Source organism: Enterococcus pseudoavium NBRC 100491 (assembly GCF_001544295.1).
Classification (GTDB): Bacteria; Bacillota; Bacilli; order Lactobacillales; family Enterococcaceae; genus Enterococcus_A; species Enterococcus_A pseudoavium.
This window is the reverse complement of record NZ_BCQF01000028.1, coordinates 1-16,521: the sequence shown is the minus strand read 5'-3', so window position 1 is coordinate 16,521 and position 16,521 is coordinate 1. Positions and strand designations below refer to the sequence as shown.

The following is a 16,521-nucleotide window of genomic DNA, read 5'->3' as shown; positions in this document are numbered from 1 at the left end:
TTAACAGGAGGCTTTCTATGATTGAATTAAAAAAAGTATCAAAAGTTTATCAGCAAAAAAAACGACGGATCGAAGCAGTCAAAGAGGTCGATCTGACGATTGAACAAGGCGAGATCTTCGGAGTGGTAGGCTATTCCGGGGCCGGAAAGTCAACGCTGATTCGCATGATCAATTTTTTAGAACCGCCGACCAGCGGCGAAATTGTGATCAATGGTCAAAATTTACGAGAACTCACCAAAAAAGAATTATTGTTAACTAGACGCAAGATCGGCATGATTTTTCAAGGCTATAATTTGTTATCGACCGCGACAGTCTATGAAAATGTCGCCAAACCCTTAAAATTAGAAGGGTTACCCCAAGCAGTTATTACTGAACGGGTGGAAAAATACTTGACCTTAGTGGGTTTGACCGAGCAGCAAGAACATTATCCCGCCCAATTATCCGGTGGACAGCGGCAACGTGTGGCGATCGCCCGGGCTCTGGCTCATGAGCCGGAGATTTTATTATCGGACGAAGCCACCAGTGCTTTAGACCCAGAGACGACTGATTCGATTTTAGCGTTATTGACCAAAATCAATCAAGAATTGGGGATCACGATTTTTTTGATTACCCATGAGATCGAGGTGGTGCAACGGATCTGTGATCGGGTAGCTGTGATGGAAGCCGGACGGATTGTCGAAGCCGGGCCAGTGATCGATCTCTTTACCCAACCGCAAGAAGAAACGACCAAACGGTTTATCGGAGCGAACGACGGTTATGATGTACCGGCAGAAGTCTTAGCTGCTTATCAAGGCAGTGGCCGCTTAGTGCAGCTGCAATTTATCGGTGACGAGGCAACGGAGCCGGTCTTAGCCAAAGTCGCCAAGGATTTTCCTTTGTGTCCCAATATTCTCAGCGGCAATATTGGCTATTTAAAAGAAAAACGGCATGGTCAATTATTGGTCCAATTCGACGGCGGAACGGAGGCTGATTTCAATGCAGCCAAAGCCTATATCAAAAGCCAAGGGGTCTTGATTAAAGAAGTGGCGGTCTAGCTAGTAGTGTCATTCGGAGCGGTTAGCAATACTTTACTTAAAAAGAAGAACTTATTTACTTATTTAACAGGAGGTTATTTCATGGGAGAGTTTTGGAATCAGTGGGGTGGTGTCGTAATCGAGGGACTAGGCCAAACACTGGTAATGGTTTTGGTCGCACTTGCGCTATCGATTTTGATTGGTATTCCGTTGGGCGTTTTATTAGTCATCACACGTCCCGGCGGTCTCAACAGCAATCCGCTGATCTATTCGATTTTAAATAGTGTGATCAACGTCCTGCGCTCACTGCCCTTTATTATTTTGTTGTTCTTGATCTTACCGTTGACGAAATTGATCATGGGCACGACGATTGGCGTGCAAGGGGTGCTGTTGCCTTTGATCATTTATACGGCACCGTATTTAGCGCGCTTAGTCGAAACATCTCTGCTGGAAGTCGATAGTGGGGTGATCGAGGCCTATCAAGCGATGGGGATCAGTCATTTCCATATTATCCGCAGCGTGTTATTAAGAGAAGCGCGGGGCGGAATCATCCGCGGCTTAACGATCGCGCTGATTGGTTTGATCGGTGCGACCGCGATGGCTGGGTTAGTCGGCGCTGGCGGCTTAGGGAGTATTGCTTATCAGTATGGTTTTTTGCGCAATGAGCCGGCGGTGATGTATACGACGATTATTTTATTGATCGTCTTGGTCCAAATCGTGCAATCACTGGGAAATACGATCGCGAAAAGTTTGGATCGGGGGTAAACAAGCGTTGAATCGGGGAGTGTGGCATTCCGATTCAACGCTTGTTTTTTTGCTATAATAAAGGAAATAACGGAGTAAGCGGGGAAGAATATGCGAGGGAAAGATTTATTGACAGCCATTCAAGTCGATGCCACGGGAGAGTTGAAAAAATTGTCATCCTATCAGTACGTTTATGTCAAGGCCGGCGAGCAGCTCACCAATCATTTAGCCGTCACGGTAAGTGAAAATAGAGTCATTTTAACGAAAGCGCCGCAGCAAGTCTTGACGCTGAATCAGCTGATTCACGTGTTAAATGAAGCGAAAGACGCTGAAATCTTTGTGGAGGAGCAGTTGATTTTCGGTTATCGGCTGGTGGATCAAGGGGTTTTTTTAGGCTGATGTTAACATCTAGTTTTAGAAACCAGTTTGAATTATTTTTATAATCATGATATAGTGTCTTTAATAAATAATTCGAGGTGGCAACTAAATGGAAACACAATTTAACCGTAAGTATTTGATCACAAATGAAGTGTTGAATGCAGTGACCCATGGGATTGGGGTAATCTTGAGTATTGTTGGCTTTGTTTTTTTGCTGAGAAAGGCCGATAGTTGGCTGGATTATGTCTCGTTTATTGTCTATGGTGTCTCACTGTTATTATTATTTTCAGCATCGACCTTGTTTCACAGTTTGATTTTCACAAAGGCCAAAAAAGTTTTCCAAGTCTTTGATCACTGTTCGATCTATCTGCTGATTGCCGGAACCTATACGCCGTATTGTCTGCTGTATATCAAAGGGACGATCGGGATCGTTCTCTTAAGCATTATTTGGCTGGCGGCGATCGTAGGGATTGTTTATAAAAGTTTGACTTTAAGTAAGGTCAAGACGGTCTCGAAACTGTCAACGATCGTTTACAACGTGATGGGGTGGGCGGTCGTGATCGCTTTACCTAGCTTGTATCACAGCGTGGGGCTGAAAGGCTTACTGCTATTAGTCGGCGGCGGGTTGGCTTATACCGTTGGTTCGGTCTTTTATAGTATGAAAAATCGCCGCTATATGCACGTTGTCTGGCATTTATTCGTGATGTTAGGCGCGCTGTTGATGTTCTTTTCGATTTATTTATAATAAGTTGGCACAGAATGGTTAATAAAATAAGAGGTTGTGACAAAAGTGGGCAGCTTCAAGAAATAAGAAGGAATTTCCGAAAATTGCTTTTCAAATTTTTGTAAAATTTCGGCTTATTTCCGAAGAAGCTACTTTTGGAACACCGTTTATTCGGAAAAAGGAGTTGTGACAAGCTTTTTGTCACAACTCCTTTTTTGTCTCGTCACAAAGTCTTTATGTACAAAAAAAGTCAGAAACGTTTGACAAGTTTGCGGGGGTTGTCTATCTTTAGATAGATGGTTATCTATCTAAAGGAGGAAAGTGAATGGATTATGAGGAACTGGCAGGGGTCTTAAAGGCACTGGCTGATCCAAACCGGCTAAAGATTATTGATTTGTTGTCGGGGGGCAGCTTATGTGCCTGTCATCTCTTAGATCATTTTGCCTTCACTCAGCCCACCTTATCCCATCACATGAAAGTTCTCGAAAAAGCGGGGATCGTGGAGGTGACCAAGGAAGGGACGTGGCATCATTATCAACTCACGGAAAGTTTTGTCACGGAGTTTATGGAATCGATTGGGCAATTATTCTTGGCACCGGCCCAAGCTAGCAGTAAAAAAACGTCTGAGACGGATGAAAGGAACAGATAAATGACTTATGCATTAGAGTTACAAGCTTTAAAGAAAGTATATGGCTCAGGAGTAGAAGCCTTGCGAGGCATCGACCTGACTGTTGAAACCGGGGATTTTTATGCGCTGTTAGGTCCCAATGGTGCTGGCAAGTCCACGACCATCGGCATCATCACGTCACTTGTCAATAAAACTAGCGGCAAGGTCAAAGTATTTGATTACGATTTGGATACGGATCTGGATAAGGCCAAACAACAGATTGGTTTGGTTCCGCAAGAATTCAATTTCAATCCCTTCGAAACGGTTCAGCAGATCGTCGTGAACCAAGCGGGTTATTACGGAGTTCCCCGCAAAGAAGCCCTCAAGCGGAGCGAGAAATATTTGAAGCAATCCAATTTATGGGAGAAACGGCACGAGCGTGCACGGATGCTTTCCGGCGGGATGAAGCGCCGGCTGATGATCGCCCGGGCCTTGATGCACGAACCGCGCTTGTTGATCTTAGATGAGCCAACGGCCGGCGTCGATATCGAACTGCGCCGCGAGATGTGGGGCTTTTTAAAAGAATTGAATGAAAATGGGACGACGATTATCTTAACCACCCATTATCTGGAAGAAGCGGAGATGTTGTGTCGCAATATTGGGATCATCCAAGCTGGAGAATTGATTGAAAACACGAGTATGAAAACACTGCTATCAAAATTGCAATTTGAAACCTTTATCTTCGATTTGGCTCCTTACCAAGATGCGCCCCAAATCGCTGGCTATCGCTCCACGCTAGAAGATGAGTTGACGCTAGCGGTAGAAGTCGAGCGGCAACAAGGGGTCAATGAGATTTTCCAACAGTTGAGTGAGCAAGGCGTCAAAGTCTTATCGATGCGTAATAAATCGAATCGCTTGGAAGAGCTCTTTTTGAAAATCACCGAAGAAAAGAAACGATCGGAGGAAGCTCATGTTTAGTCTATATTTTACGGCCTTAAAAAGTTTGGCGGCCAAAGAAACGAATCGCTACTTGCGGATCTGGGTCCAGACCTTAGTGCCGCCAGTGATCACGACCTCGTTGTATTTCATTATTTTTGGAAAAATGATCGGCGGTCGGATCGGTGATATGGGCGGTTTTTCTTACATTGAATTTATCGTTCCCGGACTGATTATGATGTCGGCCATCACCAGTTCTTATGCCAATGTCTCGTCTTCTTTCTTTTCGCAAAAACTGCAAAAAAATATTGAGGAATTATTGGTCGCCCCGGTCCCAGCTCATATCATCATTTGGGGCTTTGTGATCGGTGGTGTCGGCCGCAGTACGTTAGTCGGCGGCTTGGTCACGATCGTATCGCTGTTTTTCGTCCCGCTGAATGTTCATTCGTGGGGAATCATTATTTTGACCTTGTTGTTGACCGCGATTTTGTTTTCGCTGGCGGGTCTGATCAACGGCGTCTTTGCCCAGTCTTATGATGATGTCTCGATCGTTCCGACTTTTATTCTGCAGCCTTTGACTTATTTAGGCGGGGTCTTCTATGCGATCTCGATGTTGCCACCCTTTTGGCAAGGCGTTTCGAAAATCAATCCGATCGTCTACATGATCTCCGGATTTAGATACGGCTTTTTAGGGAAGACCGATGTTCCGTTAGCGGTATCCCTCAGTGTTTTGGTGCTGTTTACAGCCGGGCTGTATTTTGCTTGCTACTATTTGATTAGTCGCGGCAGAGGACTGCGGAGTTAATCGTTATATCCACAAAAAAAGTTCAAGCTCCAGCGTGAGTGTCCGCCAAAGGTTGCTAAGCGAACCCTTGACGAGACTTTCAGCGTTGAGCTTGAACTTTTTTTAATAATCTTCTTCGGAAAAGCCGGTGTTGCGATACGCGCCTTCGTCGGCAAAGTATTTATTGTAGCGTTGTTTGAATTTGCGGAAAGTAAAGACGACGCAGAGTTTGATCATTGAGTAGATCGGGATTCCAAAGATCACCCCGACTAAGCCCAACAAATCTCCCATCACTAGTAACACCACTAAGATGGTGATGGGATGAATCTTCAAGCGATCCCCCATGACCCGAGGAACGACGAGGTCGCCGTGGAGCAATTGCACCACGAACCAGGCAATCACGAATTTGACAACCATGAAAGTGGAAGCCTGAAAGGCGATGAATAAGCCTGGTAAGAAGGCCAGAAACGAGCCAATGTAAGGAATGATACTCAAGATTCCGGCGGCTAAGGCGATCACCGTTGCAAATTGCAGTCCCAATAATAAGAAGACGACCCAATAGATCAAGCCTAACAAAAGCGAAGCGATGACTTGTCCTTTTAAAAAGGCGCCTAATTGTTGATTGGCGATCTTGATCAGCGCGCTGGAATCCTTGCGAAAGCGCGGCGGGATCAATTCCATCACGGCGTTATACAGTTTGTGGGGACTTTGGATCAAGAAAAAGGCGATGATCGGACCGGTAAATAAAGTGATGGCCGTACTGGAAACCGCCGAGAAAATAGTCCCTAAGCCTTTGGCCCCGTCTTGCCAATTATTCCCGAGATAGCTCAGCGCCTCTTTGGCCAATTTATCGAGGGAGTCCAGTGTTTGGTCGGATGAATCGGCAAAGGGGGTGGCATCTAAGAATTTTTTGAGACTGTTTTGGAAATCATCGAGATACTTAGGAAATTGCTTGATCAATTCCTGCGCTTGGTCTTGGATCACAGGGACTAAGCGAGTTCCGCCAAAAAACAGCAGACCGAAGATCACGACATAGGTCAAGATGATGCTTACGGTGCGGGAAAGCCCTTTTTTACTTAAAAAATTGACCACCGGATTCAGTAAATAATACAGTAACAACGCAAAGATCATCGGTGGCAAGACCGTGCTGATGAGCACTACGAGGGGTCGGAAGATAAAAGAGACCGTATTCAATAAATAGATTGCTAAAGCACTTAAAATAATCAGTCCGAGCAAGTAGTAGGACGTTTTACCGCCAAAAAACTGAATCAGTTTTGAGGGTTTTTCTTTTTCCATTGCTTCAACCTCCTTGGATGAATGGATTTTGCAAAGCTTAGCATCGAAGCGGGCGGTCTAAGACGAAAGAACATCGAAGAAAAGCCGACCTTGACTACAATAGGTTATAAAAACAGTATACCGAATGTCTGGGAAACTGTATACTTTTCAGATTTTTTGAAAAAAAGCGGAGAAGATGGGATAATTGAGAAGCTAGAAAATGATTGATAGAAAGAGTGGATTTTTTTGACTGAAGTACAAGCACGAACTTGTCGTGAATCCCGTGTGATTCAGACCCACCGGATTTTTCCCTTTGATTTAAACCCTTTCGGCTATTTATTTGGCGGCAAGCTGATGACCTTGATCGATGATGCCGCTTCGATCTCGATTTCACGCCATTGTCGGCGGGGAGCCGTGACGGCGTCGTTAGATAATTTGAATTTTTTACACCCGCTCCATGCCAATCATTCCGTCTGTGTGAAATGTTACGTTTCCGGCAGTCATCATAAGTCGATGGAAGTCTTTGTCAAAGTCATCGGTGAGGATCTGACCACCGGCGAGCGTTATTTAGCCGCGACCTGTTTTACCACCTTTGTAGCGGTACCTTCTCATATGAATGAAGAACAAACTTTCACGGTTCCCCAAGTGATCCCCGAAACCGCTGAGGAAAAAATGGTCTGCGACGGCTATGAAAAACGCCGCGACCATCGTTTAAAAGAACGCGACGATTACAAAAAGTTTGCGGCCTTGCTCTCAACCGATCTGCCTTGGTCGGATGAAGGGACCGGCGACTAACCAAAAAAGCCTCGCTAAGTATCTTACTTAGCGAGGCTTTTAGATTGAATGGAGCAGGTTAATCGTTATTTCCGTTGTGCAAATTTTTCCTCGAAGAAAAAAGCAAAAAATGACAGCCATAAGCCAGTAATTGGAATAAAAGACCGGCCAAGGTGACACCGATCCAGCCATGGTGTTGCCACATCAAACTCCCGACTAAAGAGCCTAAGGAGCCACCGATGAAATACGAAAACATAAATACGGTGTTGTTGCGGTTGCTGGCGGTCTCACTTAACGCTTGGACCCGGGTTTGATTGGAGACTTGCCCAAACTGATTGCCGACGTCTAATAAAACAATCGCCCCAATCAGCGCAACTAGATGGCTTCCTAGGAAAAGGAGCAAGATGAAACTCGCCGTCTGCATCAAAAGGCCCATCAAAACAATGTTTCGTTCGGAATAATCATCGGCTAAGCGACCGACGATGGGAGCGGCGACCGCTCCAGCCAGCCCAAAAATTGCTAAAATCCCAGCTTCTCGTGTCCCCCAATGGTAGGCCGGACTACTGAGATAAAAAATCAAGGTCGACCAAAAAATCGAAAAGGTCCCAAACATGAAGAAACCATTGATGGAAGCTTCCCGTAATTCTCGCTGACTCGCAACTAAATGGGGGATGCTTTTAAGCGTTGTTAAATAGGAATAATTTTGCTGATTGAGCGGCTGACTGTTTTTAGGCATCTTGACCTGCAAAATGAGGGTCAATAACGCAATCACTACCAATGCCAAGACATAGATGTATTTCCAATCAACGACACTGGCGATCAGCCCAGAGACTGTTCGTGACAATAAGATCCCGACTAATAAACCACTGAGGAGTTTTCCCATGACACGTCCCCGCTTCGCTGGCCCTGCCAACATGGCACCATAGGGAATAATCACTTGAGGGACGATCGAAAGCAATCCGATCAAAAAGCCTGCCAAAGCAAATAATAAGAAATTAGGTGCCAAAAAAGCCGCCAGCAAGGAAATCGAAGACAGGGCAGACATGCGAATGATTAGCTTCCGCCGATCCATCACATCCCCTAACGGAACTAAAAAGAGCAACCCCAATGCGTAGCCTAATTGAGTCAACATGGTAACAATCCCAACTGATCCAGTACTGATGTGGAACGTTTTAGCAATTTGCGTTCCGATCGGTTGAATGTAATACATATTGGCGACAACAACCCCACAAGTCAAGGCCAGCAAGAAAGTCAATCCCGAGGTCAGCTGAGGCTGCTTTTGTTTTTCTCCATCCATTCAAACACTTCCTTAATAGTAAAAGTTCGTATCCATCATACAATACCTTTAAAAAAAAGTATTCAAAAATGATAGCACAGGAAGAGAGTCGCTAAATTTTGAAAAAAGATGGTCAAGCTTTTCACTGCAGATAAAAAAGATTCCGGTCTTAACCGCTAGAGGGCTCAGCTTTTGAAACGAAGATTATCGTACCTGACGTCGATCCCGTTCGTCTTTGATCAGTCTTACAAAAAGATCAGCGGTTCCAGTCAAGCTTATGGGGATCGTCGACCAGTTTGTCATAATAATGCAGGAAATGGGTCCGGTTGTACTGACTAGTGAATTCACCGATGCGATGGGAAAACTGCGAAAGGCGATGCCGTTGGCTGATCTGCCGCGCAAAGAAGGTATCCGGCAACTCTAAATAAGCCAGAGGAGTATCGGCTTTTTTGTGGAAGCGCAAAACATCGTGGCGAAACAAAGCCAAAGAATACAAGGCGAGCTCGGTGCGCAAGAAAAAACTCCGTTTCAAAATCGGCAGTGCGACATTTGGTGTGGTGAGCATTTCCGCGTAATAACGGTCATTTTCATAATGGAGCTGGGAAATCTTCAAGGGATTCATCCAGATGGTCCGCTGGGTATTTTCTAAAGGGAATAGTGAAAAATGCAGGCAAAGCCAGGGGAATTTGTAGGAACCGAACGAAGGCAGGGTTTTAAGACAAGTACAGACCAACTTATAGTGGGGAAACCCGTGGGCAGCAGAGTATTGCTTTAAGACAGTCAGCCCGTTCTCATCGCTATGGTAAATCGTTTTTTCAGAAAAGATCAATACACCCGTTTGCTCAGGAATCGGAACGATCATGGAAATCTCCTTCGTATTCAACGGATCAAAGGGCACCGCTTGTTTCAAATAACGCTCCCACAAGGGCGACCAAAGTTGATCATCCAAATAGTCGGCTTGATTAAATGTACGCATAAAAAATCTCCTCCTTTTTTTTGGTACTGATTGTTTGCACCATCAATATAAACCAATCAAGTGAAATGTACACGCTTTCTTTTTTGCGATGAAAACAAAAAAAATATCGATTTATTTGTGAAAAAACAGCTCAACGGCAAAAATATGAATCGCGTTTGTTTTTATTAAAATAAATGAGTTTTTTTCTGCGGGGATTGTTTGAAGAAAAACGTAGGGAGATATTTTTCTTTTTTTTATATAACAATACTTATGTTATTGCGTAATGTTTCTTTTGTTTAACGGCTGAAAGAATGTCCCATGAATCAGCTGTTTTTTAATCCTTTTTAAGCTCGTGAAAAAAGTTTGTGAATTGAATGTGTCTATGGGGCAAAAATTTTTTTAAAAGCGGGATCAACGAGGCCTTTTAGTGAAAAAACTACGCAAGTGGGCAAAAACTTTCGTTAATACAAGTGAAGCAAAAATCATCAAAGAGGAGGTCCCTATGCAACGCCATCCGTTTACAGCACGTCAGATGTTTCACTTGAAGCAGCGCACCTTAGAAAAGCGAATCACCGATTACTATCGGACCAGTCAGGATGGCGAAACGGTCATTAAATTGGCGCGCCTGTTGCAGATCCGGAATGAATTGGGGACCGAAGAGATCAACCAACCCTGTGCCGAACTTGTTCGCGCACTTTACATAAAGCAAGCAGCTGCTGAAAGCCTTCGTTATTTCTTTTATTTTAGAAGCTATTTTTCACAGACAGAATGGCAACATCTGCTGTTACAGTTCTTTCCCCAAGTGCCAGTCTGGCATTTCCAACGCCTGCTGGGATTGATGAAGCAGATCGCTTTAGCGACCCGTTACAGCGCTACGGTTCCCTAAGTCGGTAAGGTTTTTTGCGCTCCGTTATCTCTTACGGTTTAAATTTTTTTAGCATGATTAAAAAAATTCAATTTATTTATTGACAATGATTAGGTACCGAAGTATACTAAACTCAAATAAAGGTTAGGTACCTAAAATATAGGTACCGAAACAAACAGATTTACCTAATCAAAGAATGAACTGTAAAGGTAAAAACGGATGAAAAGGAGCGAGAAACGATGAGTGAGTACACGAAAGAACTCTTGAAACGTCTCTCTTACGTGGGAAAGGCCAGCCATCGCTTGATGGACAGCGGTACTTGCCAGCCCAAAGGAGCACCAACCCAACAGTTGGTTTTAGATATTTTAGCGGAAGAAGACGGTGTGACTTCAGGTGTTTTAGCCGAGATTTTAGATATGCGGCCAAGTTCGGTCACCGAGATTTTGAATAAATTAGAAAATCGCGGAGAAATTCAGCGCAGTGAAGATGAGCAAGACAAGCGGATCAAACGGATTTATATCACAGCGATCGGTCGAACCAAGGCCAATCAAAATAAACCGCAAGAACGTTCTGCCGAATTTTTTGCCGGCTTGACTGATGACGAGTTAGAGACGTTGAATCAACTCTTAGGAAAAATGATTGCCGGTTGGAGCGAGGATTTTGGCGGTCGACCAGAATTTCCTAACGATCCGTTTGAAGCGATCGAGGCCTTGAAGGCGATGAAGTTGCAGTTTGATCCCCACACGTCGGAAGTCGGTCGGATGACTCCCGCCCAACGCCGTCAATTAAAACGAGCGTGGCGGGAACAGATGCGTAACCAGTTCGGAGGCCGAGATTTTAGAGCCCACGGCTTTGGGCCAGGGCCTTTTGATCCACAAGCAAAGCCCCAGCGGGAAAAACCAACCGATGCCCCCCAGGAAAGTGATTGGGAGAATTGGTAACGAAGCAAGCAAGGATCTTTTTTAATGAAAGATCAGAAAAAGAGTAAAGGAGGTCGTTGACAATGAAAATTGAAATGGCTGAATTATTTAGTAAAGAACACACGGCAGCAGTCAAGCTGCGTAAACAAGTTTTAGGCGGAAAAATCGATTGGGAGCAAGAACGCCACTTAACCGTTTTTGTCGCAGTTGAACAAGGCGAAGTGATCGGAACCGCAGCGATCCAATTGTACCCATTCGGAATCGCCCGCGTGCGCCAAGTCGCAGTTTCCCCTGATTATCAAGGTCAGCGCGTCGGGGATCAATTAATGAGCCGCGTCGAAGAATATGCCCAAGAACAAGGACATTTCCGCATCATCTTGACTGGCCGAAAAACCGCCCAGCAGTTTTACCAAAAACGCAACTATCGGCGGGTGTGGTTGCCCTTTACGAAACACGAGATTGAATTTATTTGGCTGACGAAGGTCTTGCCAAGTGTGACCGTCCCTGTTTTTTCAGAAAACTAAACGAGCGTTGGTTTGTTTCAAGTCCTGAAGGAGGAATTCATCATGAAAGAACGATCTGTTTCAAAAATAACCGATAAAGCCAAGAAGAAGCATTCACTGAAAGAATTTGAGAAGATCCGGATCGAGTTAGAGGCAAAGTCGCGGCTATTCACGACGTCTCTTGGTATGATCAGTTATCAGAAATATCACGATTTATATGAATTAGGCTAGAAAAAAAGTTTTGCGACTGCTTAGACAGATGCAAAACTTTTTTTATTGATGGCGAAGGCGAGGGAAGCGAAAGAGCACTAGAGCTTTTGTGTTAGCACGTTTTTTTCAATGAAGTCTCCGAGACGCCCACGCCTAAAATCTAGATAAATTCCCCCATCCTAAGTTGTTTTAAGCTGGTGAAAACATCACGGGTGACGACTAACACTTCAAAGACTGCTCATATGAACGAAAAATCATGTTATTTTTTAGTTGACAAGCAAACGATGAACTGATAAGGTATTTTTGTTAAATCGTAACAATTACGTTTTGTGTCTGGCAAATCGGAAAGGAAGTGCAGCATTTGGCAAAAAAATCAAAGATCGCCAAAACTGAAAAACAGTTGGCGCTGATTGAAAAATATGCAGCAAAACGAAGAGAATTGAAGGCCGCGGGGGATTATCAGGCGTTGGCGAAGTTACCGAAAGATGCCAACCCGATTCGTTTGAAACGACGAGATCGGCTAGATGGACGGCCGCGGGGCTACATGCGCAAGTTTGGCCTGTCCCGCATCCATTTTCGCGAACTGGCTCACAAAGGCCAAATCCCCGGGGTTAAAAAAGCTAGTTGGTAAACAAGGAGGAATAACCAGATGGCAGTACCAGCAAGAAAAACCGCAAAAGCAAAGAAACGATTGCGCCGTTCCCATCAAGCTCTCAAACGTCCCGAAATTTCATTTGATGATCGGATCGGTGATTATCGCCGCAGTCACCACGTTTCATTGAAAGGCTATTATAAAGGCCGCCAAGTCATCAAAGCTGGCGAGTAAGGAGGCGCAAATGGAGATTATCTATCCCCCGCTAGTTGAACAGAGTTTCAATTACTATTCGCAATTATTAGACGAACACATCGCCAAAAATGAGCTCTATCGCTCCATGGTGGAAAATGAAGTGATCACCGAGACCGGCTTGCCTACACAAAAAGCCCTCCAGCAAGGGTTGGTCAAAGATTTTTACGAAGCAGAAAACCTATCCTTCGCAGAATTCTTAGCCCTCTATCCCATCTTTGAAAGCAGAGATCCCGCAGACTTTCAATTGATCGACGGCTTTTGGGAGGTCCCGCTGGCAGTTAAAGTTGAGCTGGAGAATCGTTTGAAAACAGGAGAGCTCCCCTACGATTTCGCCCTGCAACTAGCCGCATACTTAGAAGATCGCTAAAAAGGAGGAAAACAAATGCGTCAACCAGTCATTTTAGAATGTGTCGAAACAGGAGAACGCCTGTATTTGACTAGTAAAAATAAACGGAACAATCCCGATCGTTTAGAGTTGAAAAAATACTCGCCCAAATTGCATCGCCGGGCCTTATTCAAAGAAGTAAAATAATAAACGACTCAGCAAAAAATCGCAGGCCGGTGTGTCTGCGATTTTTTTGCTAGTTCACCAGCTATGATTCAAGTGGAGGCTCAAATATTTTTCTAACAATTAGCGAAAGGGCGCGACGGTTAAAAAACCAAGATTTTATACAATATGCGAAATAATTGAATTATTTAGGTCGAAGGTGAAAAAAGAACAGTTGTGAAGCAGAGATCAGTCTGATTAGCAAAGATAAAAATAAGTTTTTCTGTCGTGTAATTAATGATAATAATTAATTTTATAGTGAAAATCGGCCGTTTTTGGCAAAATAGTCAGCAGCAAAGAACATCTATAACCATCGTTATTTAAATTTGTGCTTTTTTGAATTTTCTGATTATTGTTAAGATAATAAAAAGAGAAAGTTCACAAATGTCCATCAGTATTTTCGTCGTTGCTAGATTATGTTAGTATAAGGGCGTAAATTGAAGGGGGCTTTACGATGGAAATAGCAGAAACAATTGAAGTTGGTCATACGTATGAATGCCAAGCAGTCGGGATAGAACAGACGGTTGTCGGTGTGGTGGAACAACTTTATGGTAAAACGGTGTTGATCCATGTGGTTCATTGTGATCCGAGCGATCAGGAAGCTGTGAGCGAACTTCAAAATCGGTTATTGGTAAAATACGAGAATATTTTGGCTTGTAACGAAAATAATAAAATGGAAAGTTTAAGTATTTAGCTAAGTATGTGAAAAATTTCTCTTATTGAAAAATTATTTTTTTAATAACTAATGTTCCAATTGCTGTTTTTTTATAAATATTATAAGATTATGATAGTAGTTCTAATTAAACTATAATCAGTATTTAAGGGGGACAACATTTATTATGAAATTACCTGAAAACATAGCGATTCCAGAAGTAGCAACGATCACGGAGAAACATCGGGAATTGGTGGAAAAAGCCCGTGAGACTTTATTAGATAAACAAAAAGCAACACCGCTTGCTTTATTAGGGACCGAAGCGGTTGTCGGAACTTATTATTGGATTCTCTGCGAAGTGGAGCTTCCGGAAGATCAAGGTGACACGCTAACGGTCTACAAGATCTATCAAAGCCCTGAAAATGAAGTCGCACTAGTTGATGCGCTGGCCTATGAATACCAGCCAACACCGCAGCACTACAAACTTTCTGCGTAAAACAAAAACAAGCAATGGAGAGGCAACTGCCAACAGGACTCCATTGCTTGTTTTTTTGTAATAATCAAGGAGGTGTGGCAAGACTTTTGCCACACCTCCTTTTTCCGAATAAACGGTGTTCCCAAAGTAGCTTCTTCGGAAATAAGCCGAAATTTCACAAAAATTTGAGAAGCAATTTTCGGAAATTCCTTCTTATTTCTTGAAGCTGCCCACTTTTGTCACAACCGCTTGTTTGTTTAGTCAAAGTCCAATAGCTGGTGTAGTTTTTGCGGTCCAACGACTTTGATCAAGAGTGGGATGCGGGGCCCGTGATCTTGGTTTAAGGTCAACCGATAAATGGCAGTAAAAAGTTCTTTTTGTTCTGCCCGTTTTATTTTTTTGTCAGTCGCTTCAGAGAGATCATAGATTTTTTGCATCAAGTCGTTATCCGTCAGGTCAGCGGAAGTATCCAAGAGCTGCAGGAATTTCTTCAATTGCTTTTTGACAGTATTGGAAAGGTGCTCGTAAGACGTCTGATCAGGCACTTGGTTGATGCTGACTAAGCGGGATTGAGCATCGTTTTCGATCCAGTAGCTAGCCCGCGCTAAGACATGGTCGATCGCAACAGCTGAATAGGCTTGTTCCTTTTCCAGTAATTCTTTCGTGAGCGTCGTGTCATTGGCAGTCAAAGATAGCATGCTGACGACATGGTTAAAGCTCGGGTATTTTTGATCCAAATCGACACCAGTCAATTTTAGCAATTGCTGATTGGTTTCATCTAATTCACCCGTCTTGGCTTTTTCGACCAAGCGCTCGAACTCGGCATAATTCCGTAAGACATCGTCATCTAATCCTAGATCAAATTGCGCTCTCGGCTGATATTTGGCATAGAGGTACAGCACCAATTCGGGTGTGTAGATGGATAAAAGGTCCGGCAACGTCAAAATATTGCCGGTGGAACTAGACATCTTCATGGTCTGGCCCTTGATGTTCACAAAATCATAAGGCTGATAAAGCGGTGCCTGCCAGTCAAAGATTTCTTTGGCGACGGCTTTTGCCACATCAAAACTGCCATTTTTCGAAGAATGATCCTTGCCGCCCGGTTCAAAAGCGACCTTTTCATAACGCCAACGCATCGGCCAATCAATCTTCCAGTGAAGCTTGATGTGTTGCTGCTGACCGATCGTTTGGCTCCCCTCATGACCACAATTTTTGCAAGCATAAGTAAGTGTCCGTGTCTGCTCAGCGTACGCCTTGATGGTAGTCAGGTCATGGCCGCATTGATCACAATACAACGAAATCGGATAATACGCCGCCCGCTCCGTCGCACTGGCCGGTTCGGTGCGGAAACGACTCAAAATATCATAGATCTCCTGCCGTTTGGCTAAAACGAGGGCCAAATCTTCGTCGTACGCACCACTTTCATATTGCTTCGTTTCAAAGATAAATTCCGGTCGGATGTCCAAGCTAGCCAGATCCTCGATGAACAATTGTTCAAAATAAGCCCCATAAGAAGCAGCGCCAGTCCCGCTGTCAGCCGGTGGCGCGACCTTAGTGTAGGGCAATCCGATGCTGTCTGGTGCAACCCCGCTGACATTTTTAGGAATCTTCCGCAGTCGGTCATAATCATCCCAAGATAGAATGTAGCGTGGATTCGCACCTAATTCTTTCAGTGCTTGGGTCACAAAATAAGTCGTCGCGATCTCGCGAAAGTTCCCCACATGGACATAACCAGAAGGACTGACTCCGGACGCGCAAGTGATCGGCGCTGGATCATCCCCGTGTTGCTGGATCAATTTCGTGGCGATTTGAAAAGCCCAATGCATAAAAAAACCTCCTTATTCTCTGCGTGTGTTAAACCTATTGTATCATTGCAGTCGGGAAATCGAGGTGAGGAAGGCCTTTGGAAAGAATTCCCACCTCCTCTGAAACATTCTCCTAGTTATATGAATCCGATGAGTTTTCCTTTTTATTTATAAAGGAGCTTTTTTGTTTTCATTTTGAAAAAATTTTTTCATCCCTTCCCTTTTAAGAAA

General features: G+C 44.0%; 22 protein-coding genes. 18 read left to right on the top strand and 4 right to left on the bottom strand.

Annotated features, from left to right (window positions below):
• The first annotated feature begins 17 nt into the window (after positions 1 to 17).
• The 7 genes from EP1_RS11340 (at position 18) to EP1_RS11310 (ending at position 5,207) form a co-directional block, all read left to right on the top strand.
• Positions 18 to 1,034, top strand: coding sequence for a methionine ABC transporter ATP-binding protein (locus EP1_RS11340; protein WP_067627457.1), 1,017 nt, complete (start codon positions 18 to 20; stop codon positions 1,032 to 1,034).
• 81 nt (positions 1,035 to 1,115) lie between these two features.
• Positions 1,116 to 1,778 (top strand): methionine ABC transporter permease, encoded by a 663-nt coding sequence (locus EP1_RS11335; RefSeq protein ID WP_067627454.1) that lies wholly within the window; start codon positions 1,116 to 1,118, stop codon positions 1,776 to 1,778.
• A gap of 90 nt (positions 1,779 to 1,868) precedes the next feature.
• Positions 1,869 to 2,156 carry a hypothetical protein gene (locus EP1_RS11330; protein WP_067627451.1) on the top strand — a complete coding sequence of 96 codons (288 nt, stop codon included), beginning with the start codon at positions 1,869 to 1,871 and terminating at the stop codon, positions 2,154 to 2,156.
• Positions 2,157 to 2,244: 88 nt separating this feature from the next.
• A complete protein-coding gene (gene trhA, locus EP1_RS11325; protein WP_067627449.1) occupies positions 2,245 to 2,880 on the top strand; it encodes a PAQR family membrane homeostasis protein TrhA in 636 nt (211 codons plus the stop codon).
• A 304-nt stretch (positions 2,881 to 3,184) separates the two neighbouring features.
• Positions 3,185 to 3,508, top strand: a complete 324-nt coding sequence (locus EP1_RS11320) for an ArsR/SmtB family transcription factor (RefSeq protein ID WP_067627446.1) — start codon at positions 3,185 to 3,187, stop codon at positions 3,506 to 3,508.
• Positions 3,509 to 4,444 (top strand): ABC transporter ATP-binding protein, encoded by a 936-nt coding sequence (locus EP1_RS11315; RefSeq protein WP_067627444.1) that lies wholly within the window; start codon positions 3,509 to 3,511, stop codon positions 4,442 to 4,444.
• Positions 4,437 to 5,207, top strand: coding sequence for an ABC transporter permease (locus EP1_RS11310; protein ID WP_067627442.1), 771 nt, complete (start codon positions 4,437 to 4,439; stop codon positions 5,205 to 5,207). The genes EP1_RS11315 and EP1_RS11310 overlap by 8 nt, the downstream gene beginning before the upstream one ends.
• Before the next feature lie 102 nt (positions 5,208 to 5,309).
• Here EP1_RS11310 and EP1_RS11305 read toward each other — a convergent pair whose 3' ends face one another.
• Positions 5,310 to 6,482 (bottom strand): AI-2E family transporter, encoded by a 1,173-nt coding sequence (locus EP1_RS11305; protein ID WP_067627440.1) that lies wholly within the window; start codon positions 6,480 to 6,482, stop codon positions 5,310 to 5,312.
• 225 nt (positions 6,483 to 6,707) lie between these two features.
• Here EP1_RS11305 and EP1_RS11295 point away from each other — a divergent pair, with 225 nt between their 5' ends.
• Entirely contained in the window at positions 6,708 to 7,256 is a 549-nt protein-coding gene (locus tag EP1_RS11295) for an acyl-CoA thioesterase (RefSeq protein WP_067627436.1), read from the top strand.
• 58 nt (positions 7,257 to 7,314) lie between these two features.
• Here EP1_RS11295 and EP1_RS11290 read toward each other — a convergent pair whose 3' ends face one another.
• Both EP1_RS11290 and EP1_RS11285 read right to left on the bottom strand, forming a co-directional pair.
• Complete coding sequence (locus EP1_RS11290; RefSeq protein WP_067627434.1) at positions 7,315 to 8,532, bottom strand: MFS transporter; 1,218 nt, start codon at positions 8,530 to 8,532, stop codon at positions 7,315 to 7,317.
• A gap of 235 nt (positions 8,533 to 8,767) precedes the next feature.
• Positions 8,768 to 9,487, bottom strand: a complete 720-nt coding sequence (locus EP1_RS11285; RefSeq protein ID WP_067627429.1) for a hypothetical protein — start codon at positions 9,485 to 9,487, stop codon at positions 8,768 to 8,770.
• Positions 9,488 to 9,893: 406 nt separating this feature from the next.
• Here EP1_RS11285 and EP1_RS11280 point away from each other — a divergent pair, with 406 nt between their 5' ends.
• The 10 genes from EP1_RS11280 to EP1_RS11240 all read left to right on the top strand — a co-directional run bounded on the left by EP1_RS11280 (position 9,894) and on the right by EP1_RS11240 (position 14,506).
• Complete coding sequence (locus tag EP1_RS11280) at positions 9,894 to 10,352, top strand: hypothetical protein (protein WP_067627427.1); 459 nt, start codon at positions 9,894 to 9,896, stop codon at positions 10,350 to 10,352.
• A gap of 218 nt (positions 10,353 to 10,570) precedes the next feature.
• Positions 10,571 to 11,272: a MarR family winged helix-turn-helix transcriptional regulator gene (locus EP1_RS11275; protein ID WP_067627425.1), complete on the top strand. Its 702-nt coding sequence runs from the start codon at positions 10,571 to 10,573 to the stop codon at positions 11,270 to 11,272.
• Positions 11,273 to 11,334: 62 nt separating this feature from the next.
• Entirely contained in the window at positions 11,335 to 11,775 is a 441-nt protein-coding gene (locus EP1_RS11270; protein ID WP_067627423.1) for a GNAT family N-acetyltransferase, read from the top strand.
• Between the two features lie 42 nt (positions 11,776 to 11,817).
• The gene (locus EP1_RS13555) at positions 11,818 to 11,985 is read left to right on the top strand and encodes a hypothetical protein (protein ID WP_167540756.1); all 168 of its coding nucleotides are present in this window, start codon (positions 11,818 to 11,820) and stop codon (positions 11,983 to 11,985) included.
• Between the two features lie 340 nt (positions 11,986 to 12,325).
• Entirely contained in the window at positions 12,326 to 12,595 is a 270-nt protein-coding gene (rpsN, locus tag EP1_RS11265; protein WP_067627421.1) for a 30S ribosomal protein S14, read from the top strand.
• Between the two features lie 18 nt (positions 12,596 to 12,613).
• Positions 12,614 to 12,790: a 50S ribosomal protein L32 gene (rpmF, locus tag EP1_RS11260; RefSeq protein WP_067627419.1), complete on the top strand. Its 177-nt coding sequence runs from the start codon at positions 12,614 to 12,616 to the stop codon at positions 12,788 to 12,790.
• A gap of 10 nt (positions 12,791 to 12,800) precedes the next feature.
• Positions 12,801 to 13,178, top strand: a complete 378-nt coding sequence (locus EP1_RS11255) for a hypothetical protein (RefSeq protein WP_067627417.1) — start codon at positions 12,801 to 12,803, stop codon at positions 13,176 to 13,178.
• A gap of 15 nt (positions 13,179 to 13,193) precedes the next feature.
• A complete protein-coding gene (gene rpmG / locus EP1_RS11250) occupies positions 13,194 to 13,343 on the top strand; it encodes a 50S ribosomal protein L33 (protein WP_067627415.1) in 150 nt (49 codons plus the stop codon).
• 469 nt (positions 13,344 to 13,812) lie between these two features.
• Positions 13,813 to 14,052, top strand: a complete 240-nt coding sequence (locus tag EP1_RS11245; protein ID WP_067627413.1) for a hypothetical protein — start codon at positions 13,813 to 13,815, stop codon at positions 14,050 to 14,052.
• Positions 14,053 to 14,197: 145 nt separating this feature from the next.
• Positions 14,198 to 14,506, top strand: coding sequence for a hypothetical protein (locus EP1_RS11240; RefSeq protein WP_067627411.1), 309 nt, complete (start codon positions 14,198 to 14,200; stop codon positions 14,504 to 14,506).
• A gap of 236 nt (positions 14,507 to 14,742) precedes the next feature.
• On the opposite strand, the gene lysS is transcribed toward EP1_RS11240, so the two are convergent.
• Positions 14,743 to 16,311: a lysine--tRNA ligase gene (lysS, locus tag EP1_RS11235; protein WP_067627409.1), complete on the bottom strand. Its 1,569-nt coding sequence runs from the start codon at positions 16,309 to 16,311 to the stop codon at positions 14,743 to 14,745.
• Positions 16,312 to 16,521: the final 210 nt, after the last annotated feature.